We start from the raw sequence: 22,858 nt of genomic DNA on the forward strand, positions 1-22,858 counted from the left end.
CATTTATCGACGAAATGCACAAACTATCGTCAAACAAACTTTTTTTTTCAAAAAGCACTAGACAGACAGAGCGTAAATCCGTACTATCCTTTCCCGCAACGGCGTGAAGCGCCCGTAGCTCAGCTGGATAGAGCGCTGCCCTCCGGAGGCAGAGGTCTCAGGTTCGAATCCTGTCGGGCGCGCCATTAAAGCGTGCTAAGAGTTACGGTGAAGAACGTTGTTGTAAGAAGTAATAAGATAGCTGTTATGGTGGCTATAGCTCAGTTGGTAGAGCCCTGGATTGTGATTCCAGTTGTCGTGGGTTCGAGTCCCATTAGCCACCCCATCTTATCTTAGTTATTGTTTATGCGAGGGTGGCGGAATTGGTAGACGCGCTAGCTTCAGGTGTTAGTGTTCTAACGGACGTGGGGGTTCAAGTCCCCCCCTTCGCACCAATAAACAAGATAAGAGCAGTGATGCAGACGGCGAGTAGCGCAGCCTGGTAGCGCAACTGGTTTGGGACCAGTGGGTCGGAGGTTCGAATCCTCTCTCGCCGACCAATAAGAAAAAGCCTCGATTATATCGAGGCTTTTTCGTATCTACGATTTGCCTTTTTAAAAACCGCAACACCATTTCTACTTCTACTTCTACTTCTACTTCTACTTCTACTTCTATAATCGTTACTCTTTTCATATTTTTTATTTTTGATTATGTATTCCAGATAAGAAAGCCAAAATGACGTTTTTAACAAGAATGCCGTCCTTGTCACTTAAAGGTTATTAATAATTTAATTTATTGCCGAATTTTAATCTTCATAAAAAGATAGGTAAAATACATAAAATAATTAGTTATAATTATATGAAATATAAGCTTTTTATTTTATCTGTCGGTAAATGCCAACACTTGCTATTTTTAATGTCTCCAATAAGAGACATTTAATGCATTGATTTTAAATGACTAAATAGTTAGTGTGTTTTTCTTGTCGTGAAAAAGAGACGTATATCAGACCCTATATTTTCTTTTCTATTTAGCAATAGCATGGTGAAAGCATAGGTCATAGCTTTTTTATCATTGAAAATGAGTGAAGCCGGAAAGGAAAACCAAAATTCAATAAGTTACCTTATGCCTTTTAGAGAAAGGGGATATTTTTAATAAAAAATGGAAAATTGGCATGCTTAATGCAATATCTATCTTGTAGATGCTCATTCCACTCCTTATGACAGCGTATGGCTTCATAAACCTAGGAATGATGCAGAGCCGATTATTCGGTGCCTACGTCCACGTTAACGATGAACATCATTCATCATCAACAGGACGAAACGTTGAGTGAGGCACCATCCGTCTGTAGACCTGATTGTATATTTATGCGCCTGTATAGTTTTATACAGGCGTTTTTTTATATATCAACCACACATCCATTTTGTATTCATTGCATTATCACGCTATTATCCAGCGCAAGGGTAGATTGGAGATAGCATCATTATGATAAATAAACAAAAAGCATATCTTGCACAAGAAAAACTCTTTCTTATAGAGAAGTTTGGCCCATTATTATTCTTTTTGATCCCTCTTATCATGCTTATTATTGGTGGCAAATCATGGGCTAAATATGTGGCCTTTCTTTGTCAGGGGATCGCACTGATTTATATTGTTGTGTTTTATCTGGCGAGAAAACATTATCTGTCATTTCAGCAAGAAAATGAGAAGGGAATACCCACTCGTTTTTATCGTATTGCTTGGGTGTATGTATTTTTGGTTTTATGTGCAGAAGTGGTGTTGTTATTTCAATATGGTTTTTAGATCCAATAAAAAACCCTCAATAAAGAGGGTTTTTAAATTAGTCGATCACTCGATGAATGAACAGGTTCTTATCGAATAAGTTTATTTACTTTTTTTAGGCTCTTCAAAAATGACAGAGTCTTTTTTCAGTGTCATTAATAAAGCATCTTTACGCACTTTCGCCGACTCTTCAGATTTTTTCTGTTTATCTAATGCATCAGCAAGCCATGCAAAGTCATGAACATCAGGACGCTGTTTTAATGCATTACGAAAAGCTTCTTCAGCTTGAGCCCATTGCCCTTGTTGCATTGCAATCTGACCTAATGTGCTATTGAGTAATGGCGTTGGTCCATGTTGTTTAATTAATGAATTGAGTACTTTTAAAATAACATTAGCATCAGTATTTTTTAAACGAGGCAATAATAAGATCAATCGTTCATCATACTGGCGTTTAACGCCGTCTAAGATGATCGTTTGAGCAGTATCTGGATCGTTACACTCAATAAGGTGTTCTGCTAAAACGACACGCAATGCATTATCGTGATGGACTTTACGCGGCTGCGCTTTCCACCAATTTTTCAGACCATCACAGCCATTTTCGGACATTTTCTGTCCCATTATACCGATATAGGCTTTTTGGCGTAATTGCTCTAGTTCATCATCTGTATGTAATGCAATTTTTTGCATAGAAGGAATGATATCAAGCAATGCTTGCCAAGCTGCTGTTCGTGTATAAGCAACTTCTGCAAGACGTAATACTTCTGGATGGCGTGGTGCTTGATTTAATAATTCATCAACCCCAGTACGCGCTGCGTGATTTTCGTTTTGCGCTAATAAAATACGCACTCGTGTGATATCAACAGGAAGCTGATTGGTATCGGCAAGCTCGGCTGCACGTTCAAGGTGTTGCTGAACTCTGAACTCATCACCACGTTGTTGTGCGGCTTCTGCGGCTAATAGATAGTTAACAACAGGTTGTTCTGCATAATCCGCATTACGGCTCATCAGTTTTTCAACTTCTTTAAAATCACCTTCCGCTAATTTCATTAATGCCATGCTGGTTTGTTTGCGTGCACGATTACGTTTACGGAAAGAAAACCAACTATATGCTTTTGAGCCTGTACCAATAAAACGGCGATAACTCCAACCAATGAGTAACAGTGCTAATTGCAGTAAAACAAACATAATGACAAGGCTGGTCACACTGGTTTCAATATCCCAATCATCAGTTTGTATAAGCACATAACCTTGGTGGCCTGCCAAGAGTGGGCCAAAAATGATGCCGGCAATAAGCACCACAAAAAGGAGCAGTATTTTTAACATAAGCTTATTCTCCTTGTTGTGTTACTGGCGTATCAGTCGTTGCGCTATCAGCCGCAGCATCTTGTACGCTTTCTGATGCGCTATCAGCTTCTACAGCTTGGGCATCTTGGGCTTCTACAGCTTGGGCATCTTGGGCTTCAACAGCTTGTGCCTCAGCCACTTGTGGCTCTGCATACTCATTTTGTGCCAGTAGATTGCGAATTTGCTTTTCTACACGTTTTTCTAGCAGTGTCGGGCTTTTCAATTCTGACGGCATTGCAAGCGTAATAGGCTGTTTCTCTAATTCAGATACCGTATCTAAAAATGCAGTTGTACTTGGATCAGAGGTATCAAAATAAGCTCGTACCCAAGTAGATACCGCTTCCAAAGATTGCTGATAAGTTTCAGTTTGGTGACGAGGCACTGCTTGAGAAGCAATTAATAAACGTGAACGGATATTCTCACGTAAATAGACATCTTGATTAGGTGCTAATAAAGGAACGGCTGCGGTATCACGGCGACGAATGGTAATAAAATCGTCCATAAAGCTTTTCCAGCTTTTACTTAGATTTTGTTTCCAATCAGAAAGTGAACCTGAAATGGTTTCGTCGTTTTTATCCATTGGTGAGCCGTTACGCTCCAAACCCGCTAAACGGAGATTATCAATCTGATTCGCTAACTGGTTTAATTGTAAGATGATGCCATCATTATCAATTTTGGTGAGCGCGGCTAAACTACTGATATCTTCATTAATAGCACGACGGATCTCAAGTAAACTCGGATCGTTCATTTCCGCTAAGCTACTGTCGGCACCTTTTAGTAGACTTACCGCGGTTACGACATCCTGATCATTCCATAACTTACGACCAGCCATTTTCACCATAAAATCGGCTTGAGCTAATAACCAACTTTTGACGTCTGCACTGGAAATAGCGGCAAATCGTGTTTGTAGATCTTGAATTTGACGCTCTGTTGTTTGGCGCTCGTTTTGTAATTTATCGATAGTCTGTTTTTGTGAGTTAAACATGCTATCAATATTGTCAAAGCGTTGTTGATAAGTATTTTGGAGTTGTTGTAATTGGGCAAGCTCAGATTTGAGTGATTGATTTTCTACACTCAGCTTTGATGCTTGTTGATTGGTGTAATAATAAAGGCTACCACCGATTGCCAAAATAACAAGGATAGCAACAGCACTTCCAATTAGACCTGAGCGCTTGTTATTAACAGGCTTGACTTCCTGATAGCGGACATTCTCATCAGCTTTAGCTGCATTTTTTGGCAAGTCATTATCATTCGTATTTTTCTGTTCCGTCATATCGGCGTCTCATTTAGGTTCTATATTAATGCATGAAATAAAGCATCATTATTGGCACTTTCAGCAACGGTGACGGTTTCCCACCCTAATGTTTTTGCTATTGTTGCTAATCGTTCACTGACCACAAGTAAATGGCAGTTTAACAGCCATGCTTTTTTAGATTCAGCGACCAGATCAAAGAGTTGTTGTAACATTTCACCGCTAGTGACAACAAGCGTATCAACCTGCGCTTTTTCCCATTGAAGCGCAAAGTCTTCAGGGGAATAATTAATAAATAGGCGTTGGTAACATTCGCATTCATCAACGATCGCGCCTCGTTGACTCAATGTTGTTGCGAGTAAGTCACGACCACCGTTACCTCTAAGCAGTAATATTCGTTTGTTTTTCACCTGATTAAGTGCAGGAAGTTCAAGAAGATCTTCACTGGTTTCTCCTTGCTCAGGGTAGCAAATTGGAAGACTGCTTAAATGTTGGAAATCCTTCGCTGTGCTTTGACCTATTCCATAATAGGATAGCGTATCTGGCCATGATTGTTGTAATTGATTTAGCTGCCAGTTTGCGTATGACACCGCATTTTTGGAAAGTAAAAATACACAATCACCCGCCCTTAATTCTTTTAGTTTAGCATCTAATAAAGGGAGTTCACGACCTGCGGTGATCTCGATTAAAGGTGCTTGAAAGGCTGTTTTCCCTGCATTTATTAAGCGCTGAGTTAATGCCTCTCCTGCTGGATTGGGGCGAGTGACTAAAATACTCATGCAGGTGTGTTGCCTTGATACACGGCGGTTAAAATAGCTCGCGCACCTTTATCTAAAAGCTCTTCAGCCAATGAGATCCCCGCAGTTTCTGCATCTTCTGGAGTCACTAAACGTTCGCCACGTAAAATAGTTTCACCATCAGGAGAACCGACTAAAGCACGTAACCAAATTTTGTCTTCTTGCCAAATGGCATAACTTCCAATAGGAACTTGGCAACCGCCTTCAAGACGAGTATTCATTGCACGTTCTGCTTTAACGCAAATTGCGGTGCGAGTGTGATTGAGCGCATCTAATAGCTGGCGAGTTTCATTGTCATCTAAGCGGCACTCAATTCCAACAGCCCCTTGTCCAACCGCGGGTAAGGATTGCTCAGCAGATAATGGTGTGCGAATGCGTTCGTTAAGACCTAGGCGCTTTAAGCCAGCAACGGCAAGAATAATGGCATCGTAATCGCCATTATCTAATTTTCCTAAGCGAGTACCTACATTACCCCGTAAATCACGAATAACTAGGTCTGGACGCTGTGCTTTTAATTGGCATTGGCGGCGTAAACTGGATGTACCTACAATGCTACCTGCTGGCAGTTCTTCTAAAGAATCATAATGATTAGAGACAAAAGCATCACGAGGATCTTCGCGTTCACAAATAGTAACTAACCCTAAACCTTCTGGGAAATCAATAGGAACATCTTTCATTGAGTGAACGGCAATATCTGCACGTGATTCAAGTAGAGCAAGTTCTAACTCTTTTACGAATAGCCCTTTGCCACCTACTTTAGCTAAAGGTGTATCTAGAATGATGTCACCTTTAGTGACCATCGGTACTAATTCGACGACTAAACCTGGATGAGTAAGTTGTAGTTGTTCTTTCACATAAAGTGCCTGCCACATAGCAAGGGGGCTTTGGCGGGTAGCAATACGGATGGTACTTTTTGACATAATAGTATTATCTCTTCCGAGCGATTAGCGGTATTTTTGTTTAGAAATAAGGCATTGTTTTAACACTTTAAGGCTCAATTTTCCAGTTAAGGCGTTTTGTGTCGTGATTACAATGAAAGAAATGAGGTCATCATCGAAAAAGAAAAAAAGAAAAAGGAAATAGAAAATAAGTAAATTATTAATGAACGCTATTGAGCTTAGTTATTTTTAGAATTTTATTCTTCTTATATCTATATAAAAAGTGTGGTTATTTACAAAATTAAAACATTAAATCAATTTCATTAACATTTAGTGGGTAGAAGATGATGTAAATATCATATTTAATCTGAACATATTGATAAAACAACCATTATTTTAAATTCTCTTATCTTTCTTATTATTTTTTAATATATAAAAACACGATAAATTTTAACAAAATTATTATTAAATAAAAGAAGGAGAAATAATTAAAATAAAGAAAAGAATTTATTTTTGAACTAAATAAATAATTAATAAAAATTAAATATTATTTTAAATATTATTATCGAAATATTAAAAATAGAATTCTTATTTCTATCTGAAACATAAAAAATAATCAAAAAATATAAATAACCTAATATTATCAATTGGTTGCTATTATTTTTTGCTTTTTTATCTATTTTTTATGTTTTGTCAAAATTTATTTTCAGTTTCATCATCAAGTAAACAGGGGTTTTTGTGGGGTAAAGGGGGGATTGAGAGATTTTTTTTATCATTTTTTTCATGAGTAAAATAGCGTATATTTATGATTATAAAGATATTTATTTGATGGCTTTACACGATTAAGCGCTTAAGTATCACTTTTAGATCTTGGTGCTATATTTTGAGTTCCTCTTTACGCCTTGAGCTCAAGGTGTTAAATTGATCACGTTTCCAAGATTTTGTTAGTAAAGTTTTATCTATTAATATTACCTAACTCAACCTTGGTCACTTATAAACTCAGATTCTACTATCTTCTTAGTATTGTTCAGGCGAAACTCTTGTATCTTTATATTGAAACACTGAAGCAACGGCTGGATGCGATTAATCAACTCAGACTGGAACGAGCATTTGCATCGATGTGTGATGTTTTTAAACAGGTCTATGGTTTAATTCCTGTTTTATTGCATTACCACCATCCTGAGTTGCCCGGCTACATACAAGGAAATGTTCCTCACGGTACATGTTTCTTTGAACCTGATGACATGCAACGTCAATGGGCGAATAAGCTGGTTAACGCATTATGTGATGATCCGATGGATGGATACGCCAATGGAGAGTTGCCAATTACTGGCATCTATTCAATGGGGAGTACTTCTTCTATTGGTCAAAGTCACTGCTCCGATATTGATATTTGGGTCTGCCATCAATCATGGCTGGATCAAGATGAACGTGCACTTTTACAACGCAAATGCCAGTTGATTGAACAGTGGGCTGGCGAGCTTGGTATTGATGTTACGTTTTTCTTAATTGATGAAAATAGATTTCGTCATCATGCAAGCGGTAGCTTAGGTGGAGAAGATTGCGGCTCTACCCAACATATTCTTTTACTTGATGAGTTTTATCGTACCGCGGTACGCCTAGCAGGTAAGCGCTTGCTATGGGCGATGGTGCCTATTGAAGAAGAGCATCATTATGACGAATATGTTAACTCCCTTTATGCCCAAGGCGTATTAACGCCAAATGAGTGGCTAGATCTAGGGGGATTAGGTGAACTTTCTGCTGAAGAGTACTTTGGCGCAAGCTTATGGCAACTCTATAAAAGTGTCGATTCGCCTTATAAAGCGGTACTAAAAAGTATTTTATTAGAAGCCTATTCAGCGGACTACCCTAATGGGAAATTGCTGGCATTAGAAATGAAACAACATCTACATCGTGGCGAAATCGTCAATTACGGTTTAGATGCTTATTGTATGATGCTTGAGCGTGTCACTCGCTATTTGGTTTCTATCAATGATTTAACTCGCCTTGATCTTATCCGTCGCTGTTTCTACCTGAAAGTGTGTGAAAAATTATCTAACGAAAAAACACAAAATGAACCAGAGGGTTGGAGACGACAAGTCTTATCGCAATTGGTTACTCAATGGCAATGGGATAATGAACGCTTAACCGTACTTGATACGCGTGATAGTTGGAAAATCGAGCGAGTGCGTGATGCACACAATGAATTATTAGATACGATGATGCAAAGCTATCGTAATCTTATCCGTTTTGCGCGTCGTAATAATTTAAGTGTCAGTGCAAGTCCGCAAGATATCGGTGTCTTAACCCGCAAACTTTACGCTGCGTTTGAAGCATTACCCGGTAAAGTTACACTGGTTAATCCACAGATATCACCTGATTTATCAGAGTCACATTTAACCTTTATTTATGTACCACAAGGCCGAGCAAATCGTAGCGGATGGTACTTATATAATCGTGCCCCTGATTTTGAAAATATCGTTGGACATCAACCATTAGAATATAACCGCTATTTAAATAAATTAGTGGCATGGTCTTACTTTAATGGGTTGTTAACGAAAGAGTCTCGAGTTTATATTCATCAAGGAGAATCCTCTTGTGATGAAATTAAACTGCATGAATTAGTTAGGGATATGTCGAGCCATTTCCCCATTCGTTTACCTGCACCAACCCCGAAAGCACTGTATAGCCCTTGTGAAATTCGACACCTTGCGATTATTGTTAATTTGGAAACCGACCCAACAGAGAGTTTTTCTGATCAAGTGGTTCACTTTGATTTTAGAAAATTGGATGTCTTTAGTTTCGGTGAAAAAGAGCAATGTCTTATTGGTAGCATTGATTTGTTGTACCGTAACTCTTGGAATGAGGTAAGAACGCTTCATTTCAGCGGTACACAATCTATGTTGGAATCGTTAAAAACGATTTTAGGTAAAATGCACCAGGATGCGGCTCCACCTGCCTCTGTTGAAGTATTTTGTTATAGCCAACATTTGCGTGGTTTAATTCGTACTCGTGTTCAGCAGTTAGTCTCAGAATGTATTGAATTGCGTTTATCAACAAATCGTTTGGAGCCGGGCCGTTTTAAAGCTTTACGCATTGCTGGGCAAACGTGGGGATTGTTCTTTGAACGCCTCAATGTGTCGGTACAAAAATTAGAAAATGCGATCGAATTTTATGGTGCAATTTCATATAACAAACTTCATGGGTTGCCGGTTAAATTAGATAAAGACGCTCGCTATTTACCGGCAGTGATTGATGGTTTTGCTTGCGAAGGGATTATTCAGTTCTTCTTTGAAACCACAGAAGATAATAATGTCTTTAATATCTATATCTTAGATGAAGCAAATCGCGTTGAAATTTATTCCCATTGTGAAGGAAGTAAAGAAGAGTTAGTGAAAGATGTTAGCCGTTTCTACTCTTCATCTCATGACCGATTCACATATGGCTCAAGCTTTATTAATTTTAATCTGCCGCAGTTTTATCAAATTGTGAAAGTGGAAGGATCAACGCAAGTGTTACCTTTTGCGGGTGGATCCTTTGGTAAATTATCCGATCTGGGAAGTAAAGAAGCCCAACCTGAGATGAACGTTGTTGCTCACGGATTTACAGATTATAAAGCGGTGCAACACTCTTAATTGAGTACAAGCCAATTAATACAAATGGGAGCTTTGATAGCTCCCATTATTGTAAGTAACTGTTGTAGGTGACTGTTGTAGATAACTGCGTTTCTTAGAAAGAAAACGCTTCGCCACTTTGTTCTGTTATCGCTTGTGCTAGCATGGTTAAAAATTCACCGCCACTTCTATCACAAATCCATTGTTCATCTTTCCAATCAAAGTGATAGCCACCAGAGCGTGTCGCTAACCAAACTTGATGAAACGCTTCCTGACGATTAATAATAATTTTGCTATTATTTTCAAAGGTTAATGTCATTACACCGCCATTGATTTCACAATCAATATCTGCGTCACCTTCATAATTATCAATAGTTTGTTCTATTTCTGACAAGAGTTCGTCAGCTAATTGGTGAAATTCACTGTCGTTCATCTTCATTTCCTATTTGCTTTTCGAGATCTAACTGCGATTATAGAGGATATTAACCAAATAAATGACAGGCAGATTTCGAATGAAAACGTATTTACGTTGCACTCTTGCTATAATAACACTGATTTCTCTTTCTGGTTGTGGCTTGAAAGGCCCTCTTTATTTCCCTCCTGAAGATACTCAGGCAAAAATGACACAGTCATCCCAGCCAACCCAGCAAGTTGAGAGCGCCTCAACTCAGACCAATTAGTCAATCTTAGAAACGCTAACTTCGTTTCAGGCAGGGGCAAGATGCAATTTTCAAAAATGCATGGTCTTGGCAACGACTTTATGGTGGTCGATGCTGTGACTCAAAATGTTTATTTTTCGCCAGAATTAATATGTCGATTAGCGAATCGCCATACTGGTGTTGGGTTTGATCAATTATTGGTGGTTGAAGCGCCTTATGATCCCGAACTCGATTTCCATTATCGTATTTTTAATGCGGATGGAAGCGAGGTTGCGCAGTGTGGTAATGGTGCTCGCTGTTTTGCTCGATTTGTGAGACTAAAAGGCCTTACAAACAAAAGAGAGATAAAAGTCAGTACACAGTCTGGCAGAATGACCTTGCATGTTATGGACAATGACGATGTGTGCGTCAATATGGGCGAACCTGAATTTGAGCCTCAAAAAGTCCCTTTCCGTGCACAAAAGGCAGAAAAGACCTATATTATCAGGGCAATGGAACGTACTGTATTGTGCGGTGTGGTTTCAATGGGAAATCCTCATTGCGTTATTCAGGTTGAAGACATTAAAACAGCAGAAGTTGAGCTGCTAGGGCCTGTGTTAGAGCAACACGAACGTTTCCCTGAACGTGCTAATATTGGTTTTATGCAAATCGTAGACAGAAGTAATCTTCATTTACGTGTGTTTGAACGTGGTGCCGGCGAAACGAAAGCCTGTGGTAGCGGGGCTTGTGCAGCAGTCGCAATTGGTATTTCACAAGGTTTATTAGATAAACGCGTGAAAGTGACTTTACCGGGTGGATCGTTGCTAATTGAATGGAAAGGAGAGGGCAACTCTCTTTATATGACTGGGCCTGCAACACATATTTATGATGGGATCATTCAGCTATAATATTATTTTTTGAGAGGCTATCTGTATGACGGATAAAAATGAGCAGTTCTGTTGCCCTGAAACAAACGAACTTAATGATCAACAAGTGATCCGTTATCTTAGGGAGCATCCTGGTTTTTTTATCCGTAATGCAAGCTATATCGAGCAAATGCAAGTTCCTCACCCCGTCAGAGGAACCGTTTCTTTAGTCGAATGGATAATGTCGCGCCAGCGTAACCGCATCCATTATCTTGAAGAAGATATGCGTTTGTTGATAGAACAAGCCTCTGAAAATGAAGCACTGTTTAGCCAACTCTTATTATTAATTTCTGAACTATCCAACAGTGCTTCTCTTCACGAAATGCTAGAACGTTTAAACCTTTGGGCTAAGGGATTAGGGCTTTATTCAGTTCAATTACGCCTATTTACCGATCGCTGGCAATTACAGCCACCTTTAGATGCACAAGATCTACCATTATCTCGCCAAGCATTTGAACATTTTCGCATTCAGCGTATGGGCGATGATAATCACTATTTAGGTACATTAAATGGGCAAGAGATCATGTTATTGATGCCTAATGTACGACGCTCAGGTTCCGTTGCGCTCTCATTGCTAGGGCATTATGGTGATTTGGGGGTGATTATATTTAATAGCCGAGATAACCAACATTTTCAGGAAGGGATGGGAACAGTGATGCTTGATAAGCTCGCCCATATTTTACCAGAATTGTTACTTCGTTGGATTGCAAGGCAATGAATCAACCAATAGATATTCCAGAAACACTCTCCATCGCTATTGAGCAATTCCTGCGTTATATCCAAGTTGAACGCCGATTAAGCCCTGTCACAGTAGAAAACTATCATCGCCAACTGACCGCATTAGCACAAATGATGGTGGCAATGAAAATCACACAATGGGCATCACTTGAAAGCCAACATGTACGTATGTTACTAGCGAAAAGTCATCGTAGTGGGTTACAACCGACTAGCCTTGCTTTGCGCTTTTCGGCATTACGGAGCTTTCTTGATTGGCAAGTGGCACAGGGAATGTTAGAGGTTAATCCAGCAAAAGGTATTCGCACGCCTAAATCTGGTCGTCATCTTCCTAAAAATATGGATGTCGATGAAGTTAGCCAATTGATGAATATCGATTTAAAAGATCCCCTTTCTGTTAGAGATAGAACCATGCTGGAAGTGATGTATGGTGCAGGATTGCGTCTATCAGAATTGACTAACTTAAACATGAGCGATATCGACATGAATGAAGGTGAAGTTCGTGTTTTAGGTAAAGGAAGTAAAGAACGAAAAGTACCGCTGGGAAGAAAAGCGATAGAGTGGTTACAAAATTGGTTTCCGATGCGAGAGCTCTATGCACCTGAAGATAAAGCTGTCTTTATCTCAACTCAAAGCGGTAAGCGTTTATCTGTGCGCAGTGTACAAAAACGGTTTGAACTTTGGGGTATTAAACAAGGACTAAGTAGCCATGTGAATCCTCATAAATTACGTCACTCGTTTGCCACGCATTTATTGGAATCGAGTGGTGATTTACGTGCTGTACAAGAGTTATTAGGGCACGCTAATTTATCGACCACGCAAGTCTATACCCACTTAGATTTTCAGCATTTAGCGAAAGTCTATGATGCTGCTCATCCGAGAGCTAAGAGAGAAAAATCATAATGCGCTTTTACAGAACTCTGACGCCAATTGCTGCGATGACTTTTGATTTAGACGACACACTGTATGACAATGTGCCAGTAATGGACAGAACTGAAAAAGAGACGCTGGATTTTATTCGTCAATATGATCTGCGTTTTAATCATTTCACAGAAAAAGATGTGAATGCCTATAAAAAGCCACTTATAGAAAATAATCCTGATATTTTTCATGATATTACGCAGTGGCGTTGGCTTGCCGCAAGAAATATGCTGTTAGATTACAACTACAGTGAAGCTAAAGCACAACAAGGTGCAGATGAAATTATGGCGCACTTTGCTTATTGGCGTAGTCGCATTAATGTGCCTAAAAATACCCACCAAGTTCTCACAGAGTTGGCTCAGAAAATCCCATTAATTGCGATTACAAATGGTAATGCAAACCCATTAAGTTGTGGGCTAGGACAGTATTTTTCACATATTTTAAAAGCCGGCCCTGATGGTCGCTCTAAGCCCTATCCTGATATGTTTGATAAAGCCGCTTCACTGTTAAATCTTCCACATGAAAAAATCCTACATGTGGGTGATCACCTTGTAACAGATGTCGAAGGCGCCGTTAATAGTGGATTACAAGCGTGCTGGATTAACCTTGATAACCGTAGTTTGTTTGAAGAAGGTGAAACCAGAGTAATGCCACATATTGAAATTACAGATTTAAGCAAACTAATAGAATTAGTTTAATGTGATATTCGGTAAGAATGGCACAGATAAGCGCGGCTAAAAAAGGCTTTATTTTGCATAGCGCGTGAATTCCTGTTAGTTTGTTGCTTACTCTCTATTTCTGTATATATCCACAGTATTTTCTTCACTAAATGATTGGTAATTATGGACGTCTCATATCTGCTAGAAGGCCTTAACGACAAACAGCGTGAAGCTGTAGCCGCACCTCGTATTAATATGCTGGTGTTAGCTGGTGCAGGCAGTGGTAAAACACGGGTACTGGTACATCGTATCGCTTGGCTATTATCTGTTGAACAAGCTTCTCCTTTTTCGATTATGGCTGTGACGTTTACCAATAAAGCCGCCGCAGAGATGCGCCATCGTATTGAAGACTTAATTGGTACAAGCCAAGGCGGTATGTGGATTGGTACTTTCCATAGCCTTGCTCATCGTTTATTACGCGCACACTATCTTGATGCGAATTTGCCACAAGACTTCCAAATTATTGACAGTGACGATCAATATCGCCTTATTCGTCGTATTGTTAAGTCAATGAATCTTGATGATAAACAATGGCCTGCACGTCAAGGCATGTGGTATATCAACGGTAAAAAAGATGAAGGTTTACGACCACAACATATTCAAACCTATGGTAATCCTGTTGAAACGACATGGTTGAAAGTATATCAGGCATATCAAGAAGCTTGTGATCGTGCAGGGCTGGTGGACTTTGCTGAGCTTTTATTACGCGCTCACGAACTTTGGCTTAATAAACCTCAAATTTTAGAGCATTACCAAAATCGCTTTACCAATATCTTGGTTGATGAATTCCAAGACACTAACCGCATTCAATATGCATGGATAAGAATGCTGGCAGGTCAAACGGGTAAAGTGATGATTGTTGGCGATGACGATCAATCTATTTATGGCTGGCGCGGCGCGCAAGTTGAGAATATTCAAAACTTCTTAAATGAGTTTCCTGGTGCAGAGACTATCCGGTTAGAGCAAAATTATCGTTCTACAAGCAACATTTTAAAAGCTGCGAATGCGCTCATTGCCAATAACAGTGACAGGTTAGGTAAAAACTTGTGGACTGAAGGTGCAGAAGGCGAGCCTATTTCGCTGTATTGTGCTTTTAATGATTTAGATGAAGCGCGTTATGTTGTTGGCCGAATTAAGCGCTGGCAAGAAGAAGGCGGTGCGCTAACAGACTGTGCCATTCTTTATCGTAGCAATGCCCAATCTCGTATAATGGAAGAGGCGTTATTACAAGCGGCAATGCCATATCGAATCTATGGTGGTCAGCGTTTCTTCGAGCGTCAAGAAATTAAAGATGCACTCTCTTATATGCGATTAACGGCTAATCGCCATGATGATGCTTCTTTTGAACGTGTTGTGAATACACCAACACGGGGCATTGGTGATAGAACATTAGATATTGTTCGCCAAGTCGCGAGAGATAACCAAATTACCTTATGGGAAAGCGCATTACAGGTTATCGAACATAAAATGTTGGCGGGACGTGCAACCGCTGCAATTCAACGATTCTTAGAACTGATTGAAACACTCGCCTCTGAAACAGCAGATATGCCATTACATGTGCAAACAGACCGAATTATTCGTGATTCAGGTTTAAAAGCGATGTATGAGCAAGAAAAGGGTGAAAAAGCCCAAGCCCGTATTGAAAACTTAGAAGAGCTGGTCACTGCGACTCGTCAATTTAGTTATCAAGATGAAGACGAAGATTTAATGCCACTGCAAGCGTTTCTTTCACATGCCGCATTAGAATCGGGCGAAAGCCAAGCCGATGCATATCAAGATGCCGTACAGTTAATGACACTTCACTCTGCTAAAGGGCTCGAATTTTCACAAGTCTTTATTGTGGGTGTCGAAGAAGGGATGTTCCCAAGTCAAATGTCGCTAGATGAAGGTGGACGTTTGGAGGAAGAGCGCCGCTTGGCTTATGTCGGTGTTACGCGAGCAATGAAAAAGTTAACACTCACTTACGCTGAAAATCGCCGTTTATATGGAAAAGAAGTCAGCCATCGACCTTCTCGTTTTATTGGTGAGTTACCTAAAGAGTGTGTCGAAGAAGTCCGTTTACGCGCAACAGTTTCACGTCCTGTTAATCATAGCCGTTTAGGCACTCCGATTATCAGCAATGATAGTGGCTATTCACTTGGGCAACGTGTAAAGCACCCTAAATTTGGTGATGGCACCATTATTAATATTGAAGGTAGCGGTGAGCATTGCCGATTACAAATCGCCTTTAATGGTGAAGGGATTAAATGGCTGGTGGCAGCATTTGCTCGGTTGGAATAAGCCCCGATTTAGAGTGAATTCGCATTACCCCATATAAAAAAACACCCTTACTTATTTGGTAGATAAGTTGGGGTGTTTTTTTTAAGGGAAGTTCAAGTTGGTTACTTAATAATCTCGTTATCTATTCTTGCTTAATGGGATTAATTGATGAAACTCTCTAGTGTCTTCTTTCATACTTACTCTTTTATCGCACCTTGCTCGCGAACTTCGCCTGTCTCTTTTTCTAGTAATGAATTATTGATCGAAAATACTGAGGAAGTTCTTTGTGATATTTATCATCCCAGTGAACCCATCAATGAATTTGAAGAAGATTTGTATTGTAAGCTATTGAGACACCAGCGTGATTTTGTTCCTCGCATCAATCTCTATTACAGTATCGTGATTAACCATATTCAATTGATTCATAACGCAATATCAACATTATTTAGGCGTTCATATCGCTACGCAGAGGAGATATCAAAGAGTGCGCATTTATTAAAGAAGAATAAGAAGAAAAAACTCTCTTCCGCTTTTATACAAATCAGCAATTTAGCGGAAGAGCGAATTTTAGAGGATTAGCTGCGTCTTAAACGGCGTTGTGTATAAAGTGCATCAAGTGTAAAGAGGATCAGTGCAACCCAAATAAAGCCGAAGGTGACTAATCGTTCTGCATCAATTTGTTCGCCATATACCATTGTTGCAAGAATAAACATCAAAGTTGGGCCAATATATTGGAAAAAGCCCAAGGTGGATAAACGCAGATGGTGCGCCGCCTCTGTAAAGAGTAATAACGGTACTGTGGTAATAATACCAGCTGCAATTAATAAGGTATTTAATGACCAACTATTTTCAAGCATATTGCTAGTCGGTGAATGTGTGAAAAATAAGATATAAACTAATGCGACAGGGAATAGCCATAATGTTTCTACCAGCATGCCTGTTTGTGCATCAACACCCAATTTTTTACGCAGTAAGCCATAAAGGCCAAAGGTCACGGCGAGGCTTAATCCAATCACAGGTACTGAACCAAAGTGCCAGAGTTGAATAAATACACCAGTAAATGCTAAACCTACTGCTACCCATTGCATACGACGGAAACGCTCGCTTAAGAAAAGCATGCCAAACAGTACGTTAACCAGTGGGTTAATAAAGTAACCAAGGCTGGCTTCTAGCATATAGCCGTGGTTAACCGCCCATATATAGGTAAGCCAGTTAGTTGCGATAATGACGGCAGTCAGTGCTAAAAGAAGAATTTTTTTAGGTTGACGTATTAATTGGCGTAAATAAGGCCAATGACGACTAATTGTCATTAAAATCAACATAAAAAAGAACGACCATAAAATACGGTGCGTTAAGATCTCTTCTGCAGGCACTTCTTGAATGCTTTTAAAATAGACAGGGGCAATACCCCAGATCAAATAGGCGCCTAAGGCACATAAAACGCCTTTCATCGTGTTTTTCTGGCTCATGCTATCTCTGGAATTGATGGAAAGGAAAAGTGTGACGGGGTTATCATACCCAATGACATTATCTAATGTGTCATTAGGCATGCATTTTTACAAGTAATTAATACTAATCTAAGTATCATTGCACGCAATGAATTCTAACAAAGGCTTAACCTACAATATAGGTTGCTGTTCCACTGGCAATATGAACTTGTTTTTCATTATGTAATTCAACACGAGCAACAGACACTTTATTGCCACTGCGTAAAATATGGCTACTCGCTGTAAAACATTCCCCACGCCCTGGTCTTAAATAATCAACACGTAAGTCGATTGTGCCCATGTTAGCGAGTTTCTGTTCAAGTTGCTCTTGGGATATTGGTGCTAAACGTGTTAATGCGTTACCGACACAAACTAATCCCGCACTGACATCAAGTACAGAAGCAATGAGCCCGCCATGTAAGATACGTTGAGCAATATTACCAACCAGTTTATCTTGATACCGAAATTGAATTTCAGCGTAGTCTTGTTCAAAGCGAACTAGCTCTAAGCCGATTAATTGATTAAAGGGCATCTTATAAACAAAAACATGACCAATTAGTGTTTGAGCCTCTTCTAATGTTAACTGTTTTTCCATTTTTAGAACCCCTGATATCACGTCATTAAGTTAATATTATGTTAATGATACATGACAAAATCGTAATTGCACATTCGTGCTATAAATATAATGGTGTAAAAATATACGAGATTTAATGGCGATTACGTGTAAAATATGGACGCTAAAGTGTAATAAAGCACATATATAAGAACTAATTCTAAAGTAAGTACTAACTTCTATATTATTCAATAATGAAACAGGATAATTAACTATGCGTTACATCCGTTCTTTACTTGCGGTGGCTTTATTCTATCCAGCATGGGGATTTGCATCCGAAATACAAGCATCATCATCTCCTGCACCGCTTGTTCAGGGCAGTATCATTTCTGGTTTATTACAAGAATACGACTCACCTTTTGTTCTTTATCCTTATGAATCCAATTATATTATTTACACTGATACCTCTGATATGAATAAAGAGGCTATTCAAAGTTATGATTGGGGTAATAAGGCTAAAAAAGATGAGGTGAAATTCCAGCTTAGTTTGGCCTTCCCTTTATGGCGAGGTATTGCGGGTGAAAACTCTGTTTTAGCGGCATCTTATACCCAACGCTCTTGGTGGCAATTAAGTAATAAGAAAGAATCTGCCCCTTTCCGTGAGACAAACTATGAACCGCAACTTTTTCTAGGTTGGGCAACAGACTATAAATTTGCAGGTTGGACTCTTCGTGAAATAGAAACCGGCTTTAACCACGAATCGAATGGTCGTTCTGATCCCACATCTCGTAGCTGGAACCGTGCTTATGCGCGTTTTATGGTACAAAAAGGCAATTTACAGCTTGATCTAAAACCTTGGTATCGCTTTAGTGAAAGTGCTCAACGTGATGATAATCCAGAGATTAATCGCTATATGGGGTATTACCGTTTAAAAGCGGGCTATCGATTAGGCGAAAGTGTGATCACTGCGACTGGGCGTTATAACTGGAACAGTGGTTATGGGGCGGCTGAATTAGGTTGGAGCTACCCAATTACTAAGCATGTGCGCTTTTATACCCAAGTATTTAGTGGTTATGGCGAATCAATGATTGATTATAACTTTCGTCAAACACGAGTCGGTGTTGGCGTGATGCTTAATGATATGCTGTAATTTTCCCCGTTCTGGGTTAGCATAGCGCTATAAATGATGATGGCACCTTCAACATTGGTGCCTTTTCTTTTACTCCTCATCATAGTTTTTATCAGCAGCTTTTCAGAGGAACGGTGTGTCCACAGCAGAAGTTCTTAATTCAATGCCATCAGCACAAGCTATTTTGCGAGAAACCTTTGGTTATCAGCAATTTCGCCCTGGTCAGCAAGAAATCATCCATACCATTACAACTGGAAGAGATTGTCTAGTTGTGATGCCGACAGGGGGGGGTAAATCCCTTTGTTATCAAATTCCCGCATTATTACTTGATGGGCTGACAGTGGTTGTTTCTCCACTCATCTCACTGATGAAAGATCAGGTTGATCAACTTTGCCTTCATGGTATTGAAGCTGCTTATTTAAATTCAACCCAAACGCGTGAAGAACAGTTTGATGTTCAAATACGTTGTCAAAAGGGTGAAATAAAACTGCTGTATATTGCTCCTGAGCGCTTAATGATGGAGAGTTTTCTTCATCAGTTAGTGCAATGGAAACCCGCATTACTCGCTGTTGATGAAGCTCACTGTATTTCACAATGGGGACATGATTTTCGTCCTGAATATCGTGGCATAGGGTTATTAAGACAATATCTTCCTGATGTTCCCATTATTGCTCTGACGGCAACGGCGGATAATACAACACGTTACGATATTATTAATCAGCTAGTGTTGCGTGATCCGTTAATTCATATCAGCAGTTTCGATAGACCGAATATCCGCTACACTTTAGTAGAGAAATACAAACCACTTGATCAGCTTTGGCTATTTATTCGTGGTCAGAAAGGAAAGTCAGGCATTATTTACTGTAATAGCCGCAGTAAAGTCGAAGAAACAGCAGAGCGTCTGAGTAAACGAGGATTAAGCATCGCGGGTTATCATGCAGGAATGGAAATTGCACAACGTGCGAAAGTACAAGAAGCTTTTCAGCGTGATGATTTACAAATTGTGGTTGCCACTGTCGCGTTTGGTATGGGAATAAACAAACCCAATGTCCGATTTGTCGTTCACTTTGATATTCCGCGAAATATTGAATCTTATTACCAAGAAACAGGGCGTGCTGGGCGAGATGGATTGCCCGCAGAAGCCGTATTATTTTACGATCCTGCCGATATGGCGTGGTTGCGTCGTTGTTTAGATGAAAAGCCAGAAAGCGACCAAAAAGCAATTGAAATGCATAAGCTTAATGCAATGGGAGCATTTGCTGAAGCTCAAACATGCCGACGCTTAGTGTTACTAAACTACTTCGATGAACATCGACAAAATGCTTGTGGTAACTGCGATATTTGCCTTGACCCTCCTAAGCAATATGATGGTTTAGTGGATGCGCAAAAGGCATTGTCTTGTATTTATCGTACTGGTCAGCACTTTGGTATTGGTTATATTGTTGAAATCTTAAGAGGCGCGAATAATCAGCGTATTCGAGATTCAGGACACGATACATTACCTGTTTATGGTATTGGTAAAGCGCAAAGTCATGAACATTGGGTGAGTGTTATTCGTCAGCTTATTCACTTAGGTATGGTGACTCAAAATATTGTTCATCGCTCTGCATTGCAACTGACAGAGATGGCAAGACCGATCTTACGTGGCGAAGTACCATTACAATTAGCCGTACCAAGATTATTAAGCCCGACAAAAAGCCGTAATCAACAAACAAAAAATGCCCATAGACAGTACGATAGAAAATTATTTGCGAAACTACGTAAATTACGTAAATCTATTGCTGATGAAGAAAACATTCCGCCATTTGTCGTCTTTAATGATGTCACATTGATTGAAATGGCAGAGCAGTGCCCCGTTTATCCAGATGAACTGTTATTAATAAACGGTGTTGGACAACGAAAATTAGAACGATTTGGACCCGCTTTTATGACACTCATCCGTGACCATATTGAGGGCTTCGAATAACACCAATAAGGAGAGCCAATGACAACCACTCTGTTTAAATATTCGTGGTTATCGCGTGAAAAGCAGTTTTCTGCATTTACGAACGGCGTCTTATTGGATTTTTGGGGACTGCGTGAAGAGGGTGAATTTATTGGCGTTGATGGCGCAAAAATTCGCTATGTTCATTGGCGTTCACCATCGCACAATAAAGCATTGGTTATTGCTTCAGGCCGTAGTGAAAGCTATGTAAAGTACCCTGAAGTTGCATTCGATTTCTTTCACTCAGGCTATGATGTTTTTCTTCTCGACCATCGAGGACAAGGGCTTTCTGACAGACTATTAGAAGATACGCAAAAAGGGCATGTAGAGAAATTCAGTGATTATATCGATGATTTCTCGACGTTCGTTGATACGATAGTGTTGCCTTTTCAATACCAACATTATTTTGCGTTAGCTCACTCAATGGGCGGTGCTATCTTAGCGGGATATCTTCTAAAGCAAACTCATGTTTTTAAAGCGGCGGCATTAAGTGCGCCGATGTTTGGCATTAAATTACCCATACCTCGCTGGGTGGCTAATTTTTTAGTTAACCGAGCAGAACAAAGTCAATCTGAAAGAAATAACTACGCGGTATCCACAGGTAAATGGTTTCCACTGCCATTTATCCTTAATGTGTTAACACATAGCCATGAGCGATATCGTCGATATTTACGTTATTATGCTGATTTTCCAGAACTACGATTAGGCGGACCGACTTATCATTGGATGGGGGAAAGCCTAAAAATGGGAGATTGGTTAATTGAACATGCGGGAGAGATTAATACCCCTCTATTAGTGCTCGAAGCAGAGCATGATAAGGTGGTAGATAATCAAGAGCTAAGGGCTTTCTGTGAACGTTATAGTCAGTCCAGAACAAGAGAAGAAAAGCAAAAACTGCCACTGGTGATTGAGGGTGCGCATCATGAAATCTTGTTCGAAATAGATAAGCTACGCTCACAAGCATTAAATGAAATCTGTGAGTTTTATGATAAGCATTTATTTTAATCAGGAACGTGTATGTATTCGATAGTTGCTTCAGATCTGGATGGCACGCTGTTATCACCTAATCATGTATTAACTCCCTATACGCAAGAAACTCTGCACCTACTTATTAACAAAGGCGTGCATTTTGTATTCGCAACAGGTCGTCATCATGTTGATGTTGCTCAAATTCGTGATGGGTTAGGCATTAACGCTTATATGATAACGTCTAATGGTGCGCGAGTGCATAACACTCATGGCGACCTTATTTTTAGCCAAGATCTTGAGCCTGAAATTGCTTATGATTTGGCTCTTATGGTTTTTGATCACCCTGAAATTGAAACTAATATTTATGCAGGTGACTATTGGTATGTTAATAAAGAGATGCCAGGGGCTTGTGAGTTTTTTCGAGAATCAGACTTTGGCTATGAGTTATATTGTAAAACAGGATTTCCGACTACCAATGTTTGTAAGGTCTTTTTTACCTCTGATGATCATGAGCTATTACTGAAGCTAGAGAATGAAATCAATCAGCTCTGGGGTGATAAGGTTAATGTGAGTTTCTCACTGCGTAATTGCTTAGAAGTGATGGCAGGGGGCGTATCTAAAGGTGAGGCACTAGAGAGAGTGGCTGAACTGATGCAACACTCTGCAAAAGATGCTATCGCATTTGGTGATGGTATGAATGACAAAGAGATGCTACAGATGGCGGGTAAAGGCTGCATTATGGAAAATGCGCACCAGACATTAAAAGATTTGCTACCCAATATGGAAGTCATTGGTACCAACGCGGATGAAGCAGTTCCTCATTATTTACGTAAGCTATACCAAGTGTGATCCCAGCTAAAAGAAAAGGCGAACAAAATGTTCGCCTTTTGCTTTT

General features: G+C 39.7%; 20 protein-coding genes and 4 tRNA genes. 17 read left to right on the top strand and 7 right to left on the bottom strand.

Going from position 1 to position 22,858, the window contains the following annotated elements; genetic code table 11:
* The first annotated feature begins 108 nt into the window (after window positions 1–108).
* The 5 genes from EHE21_RS00990 to EHE21_RS01010 all read left to right on the top strand — a co-directional run bounded on the left by EHE21_RS00990 (window position 109) and on the right by EHE21_RS01010 (window position 1,779).
* A tRNA-Arg gene (locus EHE21_RS00990) sits at window positions 109–185 on the top strand.
* 64 nt (window positions 186–249) lie between these two features.
* A tRNA-His gene (locus EHE21_RS00995) sits at window positions 250–325 on the top strand.
* Window positions 326–347: 22 nt separating this feature from the next.
* Window positions 348–434, top strand: a tRNA-Leu gene (locus EHE21_RS01000).
* A 28-nt stretch (window positions 435–462) separates the two neighbouring features.
* Window positions 463–539, top strand: a tRNA-Pro gene (locus tag EHE21_RS01005).
* A 922-nt stretch (window positions 540–1,461) separates the two neighbouring features.
* Window positions 1,462–1,779, top strand: a complete 318-nt coding sequence (locus EHE21_RS01010) for a hypothetical protein (RefSeq protein WP_194951624.1) — start codon at window positions 1,462–1,464, stop codon at window positions 1,777–1,779.
* Between the two features lie 81 nt (window positions 1,780–1,860).
* Here EHE21_RS01010 and hemY read toward each other — a convergent pair whose 3' ends face one another.
* Genes hemY through hemC form a run of 4 tightly spaced genes read right to left on the bottom strand, consistent with a single transcriptional unit; the run spans window position 1,861 to window position 6,071 of the window.
* Window positions 1,861–3,081 carry a protoheme IX biogenesis protein HemY gene (gene hemY / locus EHE21_RS01015; protein ID WP_194951625.1) on the bottom strand — a complete coding sequence of 407 codons (1,221 nt, stop codon included), beginning with the start codon at window positions 3,079–3,081 and terminating at the stop codon, window positions 1,861–1,863.
* Window positions 3,082–3,085: 4 nt separating this feature from the next.
* Window positions 3,086–4,375, bottom strand: coding sequence for a uroporphyrinogen-III C-methyltransferase (gene hemX, locus EHE21_RS01020; protein ID WP_194951626.1), 1,290 nt, complete (start codon window positions 4,373–4,375; stop codon window positions 3,086–3,088).
* A gap of 20 nt (window positions 4,376–4,395) precedes the next feature.
* The gene (gene hemD, locus EHE21_RS01025) at window positions 4,396–5,133 is read right to left on the bottom strand and encodes a uroporphyrinogen-III synthase (protein WP_194951627.1); all 738 of its coding nucleotides are present in this window, start codon (window positions 5,131–5,133) and stop codon (window positions 4,396–4,398) included.
* Entirely contained in the window at window positions 5,130–6,071 is a 942-nt protein-coding gene (hemC, locus tag EHE21_RS01030) for a hydroxymethylbilane synthase (RefSeq protein WP_194951628.1), read from the bottom strand. Before hemC ends, hemD begins: the two co-directional genes overlap by 4 nt.
* A 998-nt stretch (window positions 6,072–7,069) precedes the next feature.
* Here hemC and EHE21_RS01035 point away from each other — a divergent pair.
* Complete coding sequence (locus EHE21_RS01035) at window positions 7,070–9,664, top strand: class I adenylate cyclase (protein WP_194951629.1); 2,595 nt, start codon at window positions 7,070–7,072, stop codon at window positions 9,662–9,664.
* 94 nt (window positions 9,665–9,758) lie between these two features.
* On the opposite strand, the gene cyaY is transcribed toward EHE21_RS01035, so the two are convergent.
* Window positions 9,759–10,076: an iron donor protein CyaY gene (gene cyaY, locus EHE21_RS01040; RefSeq protein WP_088494024.1), complete on the bottom strand. Its 318-nt coding sequence runs from the start codon at window positions 10,074–10,076 to the stop codon at window positions 9,759–9,761.
* A 79-nt stretch (window positions 10,077–10,155) separates the two neighbouring features.
* On the opposite strand from cyaY, the gene lptM reads away from it, so the two are divergent.
* The 7 genes from lptM to EHE21_RS01075 all read left to right on the top strand — a co-directional run bounded on the left by lptM (window position 10,156) and on the right by EHE21_RS01075 (window position 16,420).
* Window positions 10,156–10,323, top strand: a complete 168-nt coding sequence (gene lptM / locus EHE21_RS01045; RefSeq protein ID WP_071788576.1) for an LPS translocon maturation chaperone LptM — start codon at window positions 10,156–10,158, stop codon at window positions 10,321–10,323.
* A 41-nt stretch (window positions 10,324–10,364) separates the two neighbouring features.
* On the top strand, window positions 10,365–11,189 hold the full coding sequence (dapF, locus tag EHE21_RS01050; RefSeq protein WP_194951630.1) for a diaminopimelate epimerase: 825 nt from the start codon (window positions 10,365–10,367) through the stop codon (window positions 11,187–11,189).
* 25 nt (window positions 11,190–11,214) lie between these two features.
* Window positions 11,215–11,925 carry a DUF484 domain-containing protein gene (locus EHE21_RS01055; protein ID WP_088494022.1) on the top strand — a complete coding sequence of 237 codons (711 nt, stop codon included), beginning with the start codon at window positions 11,215–11,217 and terminating at the stop codon, window positions 11,923–11,925.
* On the top strand, window positions 11,922–12,845 hold the full coding sequence (xerC, locus tag EHE21_RS01060) for a tyrosine recombinase XerC (protein WP_194951631.1): 924 nt from the start codon (window positions 11,922–11,924) through the stop codon (window positions 12,843–12,845). The genes EHE21_RS01055 and xerC overlap by 4 nt, the downstream gene beginning before the upstream one ends.
* On the top strand, window positions 12,845–13,561 hold the full coding sequence (yigB, locus tag EHE21_RS01065) for a 5-amino-6-(5-phospho-D-ribitylamino)uracil phosphatase YigB (RefSeq protein WP_088494020.1): 717 nt from the start codon (window positions 12,845–12,847) through the stop codon (window positions 13,559–13,561). The genes xerC and yigB overlap by 1 nt, the downstream gene beginning before the upstream one ends.
* A gap of 144 nt (window positions 13,562–13,705) precedes the next feature.
* On the top strand, window positions 13,706–15,862 hold the full coding sequence (gene uvrD / locus EHE21_RS01070) for a DNA helicase II (RefSeq protein WP_088494019.1): 2,157 nt from the start codon (window positions 13,706–13,708) through the stop codon (window positions 15,860–15,862).
* Between the two features lie 147 nt (window positions 15,863–16,009).
* The gene (locus tag EHE21_RS01075; RefSeq protein ID WP_194951632.1) at window positions 16,010–16,420 is read left to right on the top strand and encodes a hypothetical protein; all 411 of its coding nucleotides are present in this window, start codon (window positions 16,010–16,012) and stop codon (window positions 16,418–16,420) included.
* Here EHE21_RS01075 and rarD read toward each other — a convergent pair.
* Together rarD and EHE21_RS01085 are read right to left on the bottom strand one after the other, a co-directional pair.
* Window positions 16,417–17,310 (bottom strand): EamA family transporter RarD, encoded by an 894-nt coding sequence (gene rarD / locus EHE21_RS01080; protein WP_099076355.1) that lies wholly within the window; start codon window positions 17,308–17,310, stop codon window positions 16,417–16,419. The genes EHE21_RS01075 and rarD overlap by 4 nt on opposite strands.
* A 145-nt stretch (window positions 17,311–17,455) precedes the next feature.
* Window positions 17,456–17,923 carry a thioesterase family protein gene (locus EHE21_RS01085; RefSeq protein WP_075672777.1) on the bottom strand — a complete coding sequence of 156 codons (468 nt, stop codon included), beginning with the start codon at window positions 17,921–17,923 and terminating at the stop codon, window positions 17,456–17,458.
* 232 nt (window positions 17,924–18,155) lie between these two features.
* Between EHE21_RS01085 and pldA the strand changes: the two genes are divergently transcribed.
* The 4 genes from pldA (at window position 18,156) to yigL (ending at window position 22,812) form a co-directional block, all read left to right on the top strand.
* Window positions 18,156–19,031, top strand: a complete 876-nt coding sequence (gene pldA, locus EHE21_RS01090) for a phospholipase A (RefSeq protein WP_194951633.1) — start codon at window positions 18,156–18,158, stop codon at window positions 19,029–19,031.
* 115 nt (window positions 19,032–19,146) lie between these two features.
* A complete protein-coding gene (gene recQ, locus EHE21_RS01095; RefSeq protein ID WP_194951634.1) occupies window positions 19,147–20,976 on the top strand; it encodes an ATP-dependent DNA helicase RecQ in 1,830 nt (609 codons plus the stop codon).
* A gap of 18 nt (window positions 20,977–20,994) precedes the next feature.
* A complete protein-coding gene (pldB, locus tag EHE21_RS01100; RefSeq protein ID WP_088494014.1) occupies window positions 20,995–21,999 on the top strand; it encodes a lysophospholipase L2 in 1,005 nt (334 codons plus the stop codon).
* Window positions 22,000–22,011: 12 nt separating this feature from the next.
* Window positions 22,012–22,812: a sugar/pyridoxal phosphate phosphatase YigL gene (yigL, locus tag EHE21_RS01105; protein WP_088494013.1), complete on the top strand. Its 801-nt coding sequence runs from the start codon at window positions 22,012–22,014 to the stop codon at window positions 22,810–22,812.
* The last annotated feature ends 46 nt before the right edge of the window (window positions 22,813–22,858 follow it).

Origin of the sequence: Proteus sp. GOKU, assembly GCF_015475555.1 — a bacterium.
Taxonomy (GTDB): domain Bacteria; phylum Pseudomonadota; class Gammaproteobacteria; order Enterobacterales; family Enterobacteriaceae; genus Proteus; species Proteus mirabilis_B.

Coding starts and splice junctions, on each gene's coding strand:
- EHE21_RS01010 (WP_194951624.1), top strand. CDS start 1,462: ATGATAAATAAACAAAAAGCATATCTTGCACAAGAAAAACTCTTTCTT.
- hemY (WP_194951625.1), bottom strand. CDS start 3,081: ATGTTAAAAATACTGCTCCTTTTTGTGGTGCTTATTGCCGGCATCATT.
- hemX (WP_194951626.1), bottom strand. CDS start 4,375: ATGACGGAACAGAAAAATACGAATGATAATGACTTGCCAAAAAATGCA.
- hemD (WP_194951627.1), bottom strand. CDS start 5,133: ATGAGTATTTTAGTCACTCGCCCCAATCCAGCAGGAGAGGCATTAACT.
- hemC (WP_194951628.1), bottom strand. CDS start 6,071: ATGTCAAAAAGTACCATCCGTATTGCTACCCGCCAAAGCCCCCTTGCT.
- cyaY (WP_088494024.1), bottom strand. CDS start 10,076: ATGAACGACAGTGAATTTCACCAATTAGCTGACGAACTCTTGTCAGAA.
- lptM (WP_071788576.1), top strand. CDS start 10,156: ATGAAAACGTATTTACGTTGCACTCTTGCTATAATAACACTGATTTCT.
- dapF (WP_194951630.1), top strand. CDS start 10,365: ATGCAATTTTCAAAAATGCATGGTCTTGGCAACGACTTTATGGTGGTC.
- EHE21_RS01055 (WP_088494022.1), top strand. CDS start 11,215: ATGACGGATAAAAATGAGCAGTTCTGTTGCCCTGAAACAAACGAACTT.
- xerC (WP_194951631.1), top strand. CDS start 11,922: ATGAATCAACCAATAGATATTCCAGAAACACTCTCCATCGCTATTGAG.
- yigB (WP_088494020.1), top strand. CDS start 12,845: ATGCGCTTTTACAGAACTCTGACGCCAATTGCTGCGATGACTTTTGAT.
- uvrD (WP_088494019.1), top strand. CDS start 13,706: ATGGACGTCTCATATCTGCTAGAAGGCCTTAACGACAAACAGCGTGAA.
- EHE21_RS01075 (WP_194951632.1), top strand. CDS start 16,010: ATGAAACTCTCTAGTGTCTTCTTTCATACTTACTCTTTTATCGCACCT.
- rarD (WP_099076355.1), bottom strand. CDS start 17,310: ATGAGCCAGAAAAACACGATGAAAGGCGTTTTATGTGCCTTAGGCGCC.
- EHE21_RS01085 (WP_075672777.1), bottom strand. CDS start 17,923: ATGGAAAAACAGTTAACATTAGAAGAGGCTCAAACACTAATTGGTCAT.
- pldA (WP_194951633.1), top strand. CDS start 18,156: ATGCGTTACATCCGTTCTTTACTTGCGGTGGCTTTATTCTATCCAGCA.
- pldB (WP_088494014.1), top strand. CDS start 20,995: ATGACAACCACTCTGTTTAAATATTCGTGGTTATCGCGTGAAAAGCAG.
- yigL (WP_088494013.1), top strand. CDS start 22,012: ATGTATTCGATAGTTGCTTCAGATCTGGATGGCACGCTGTTATCACCT.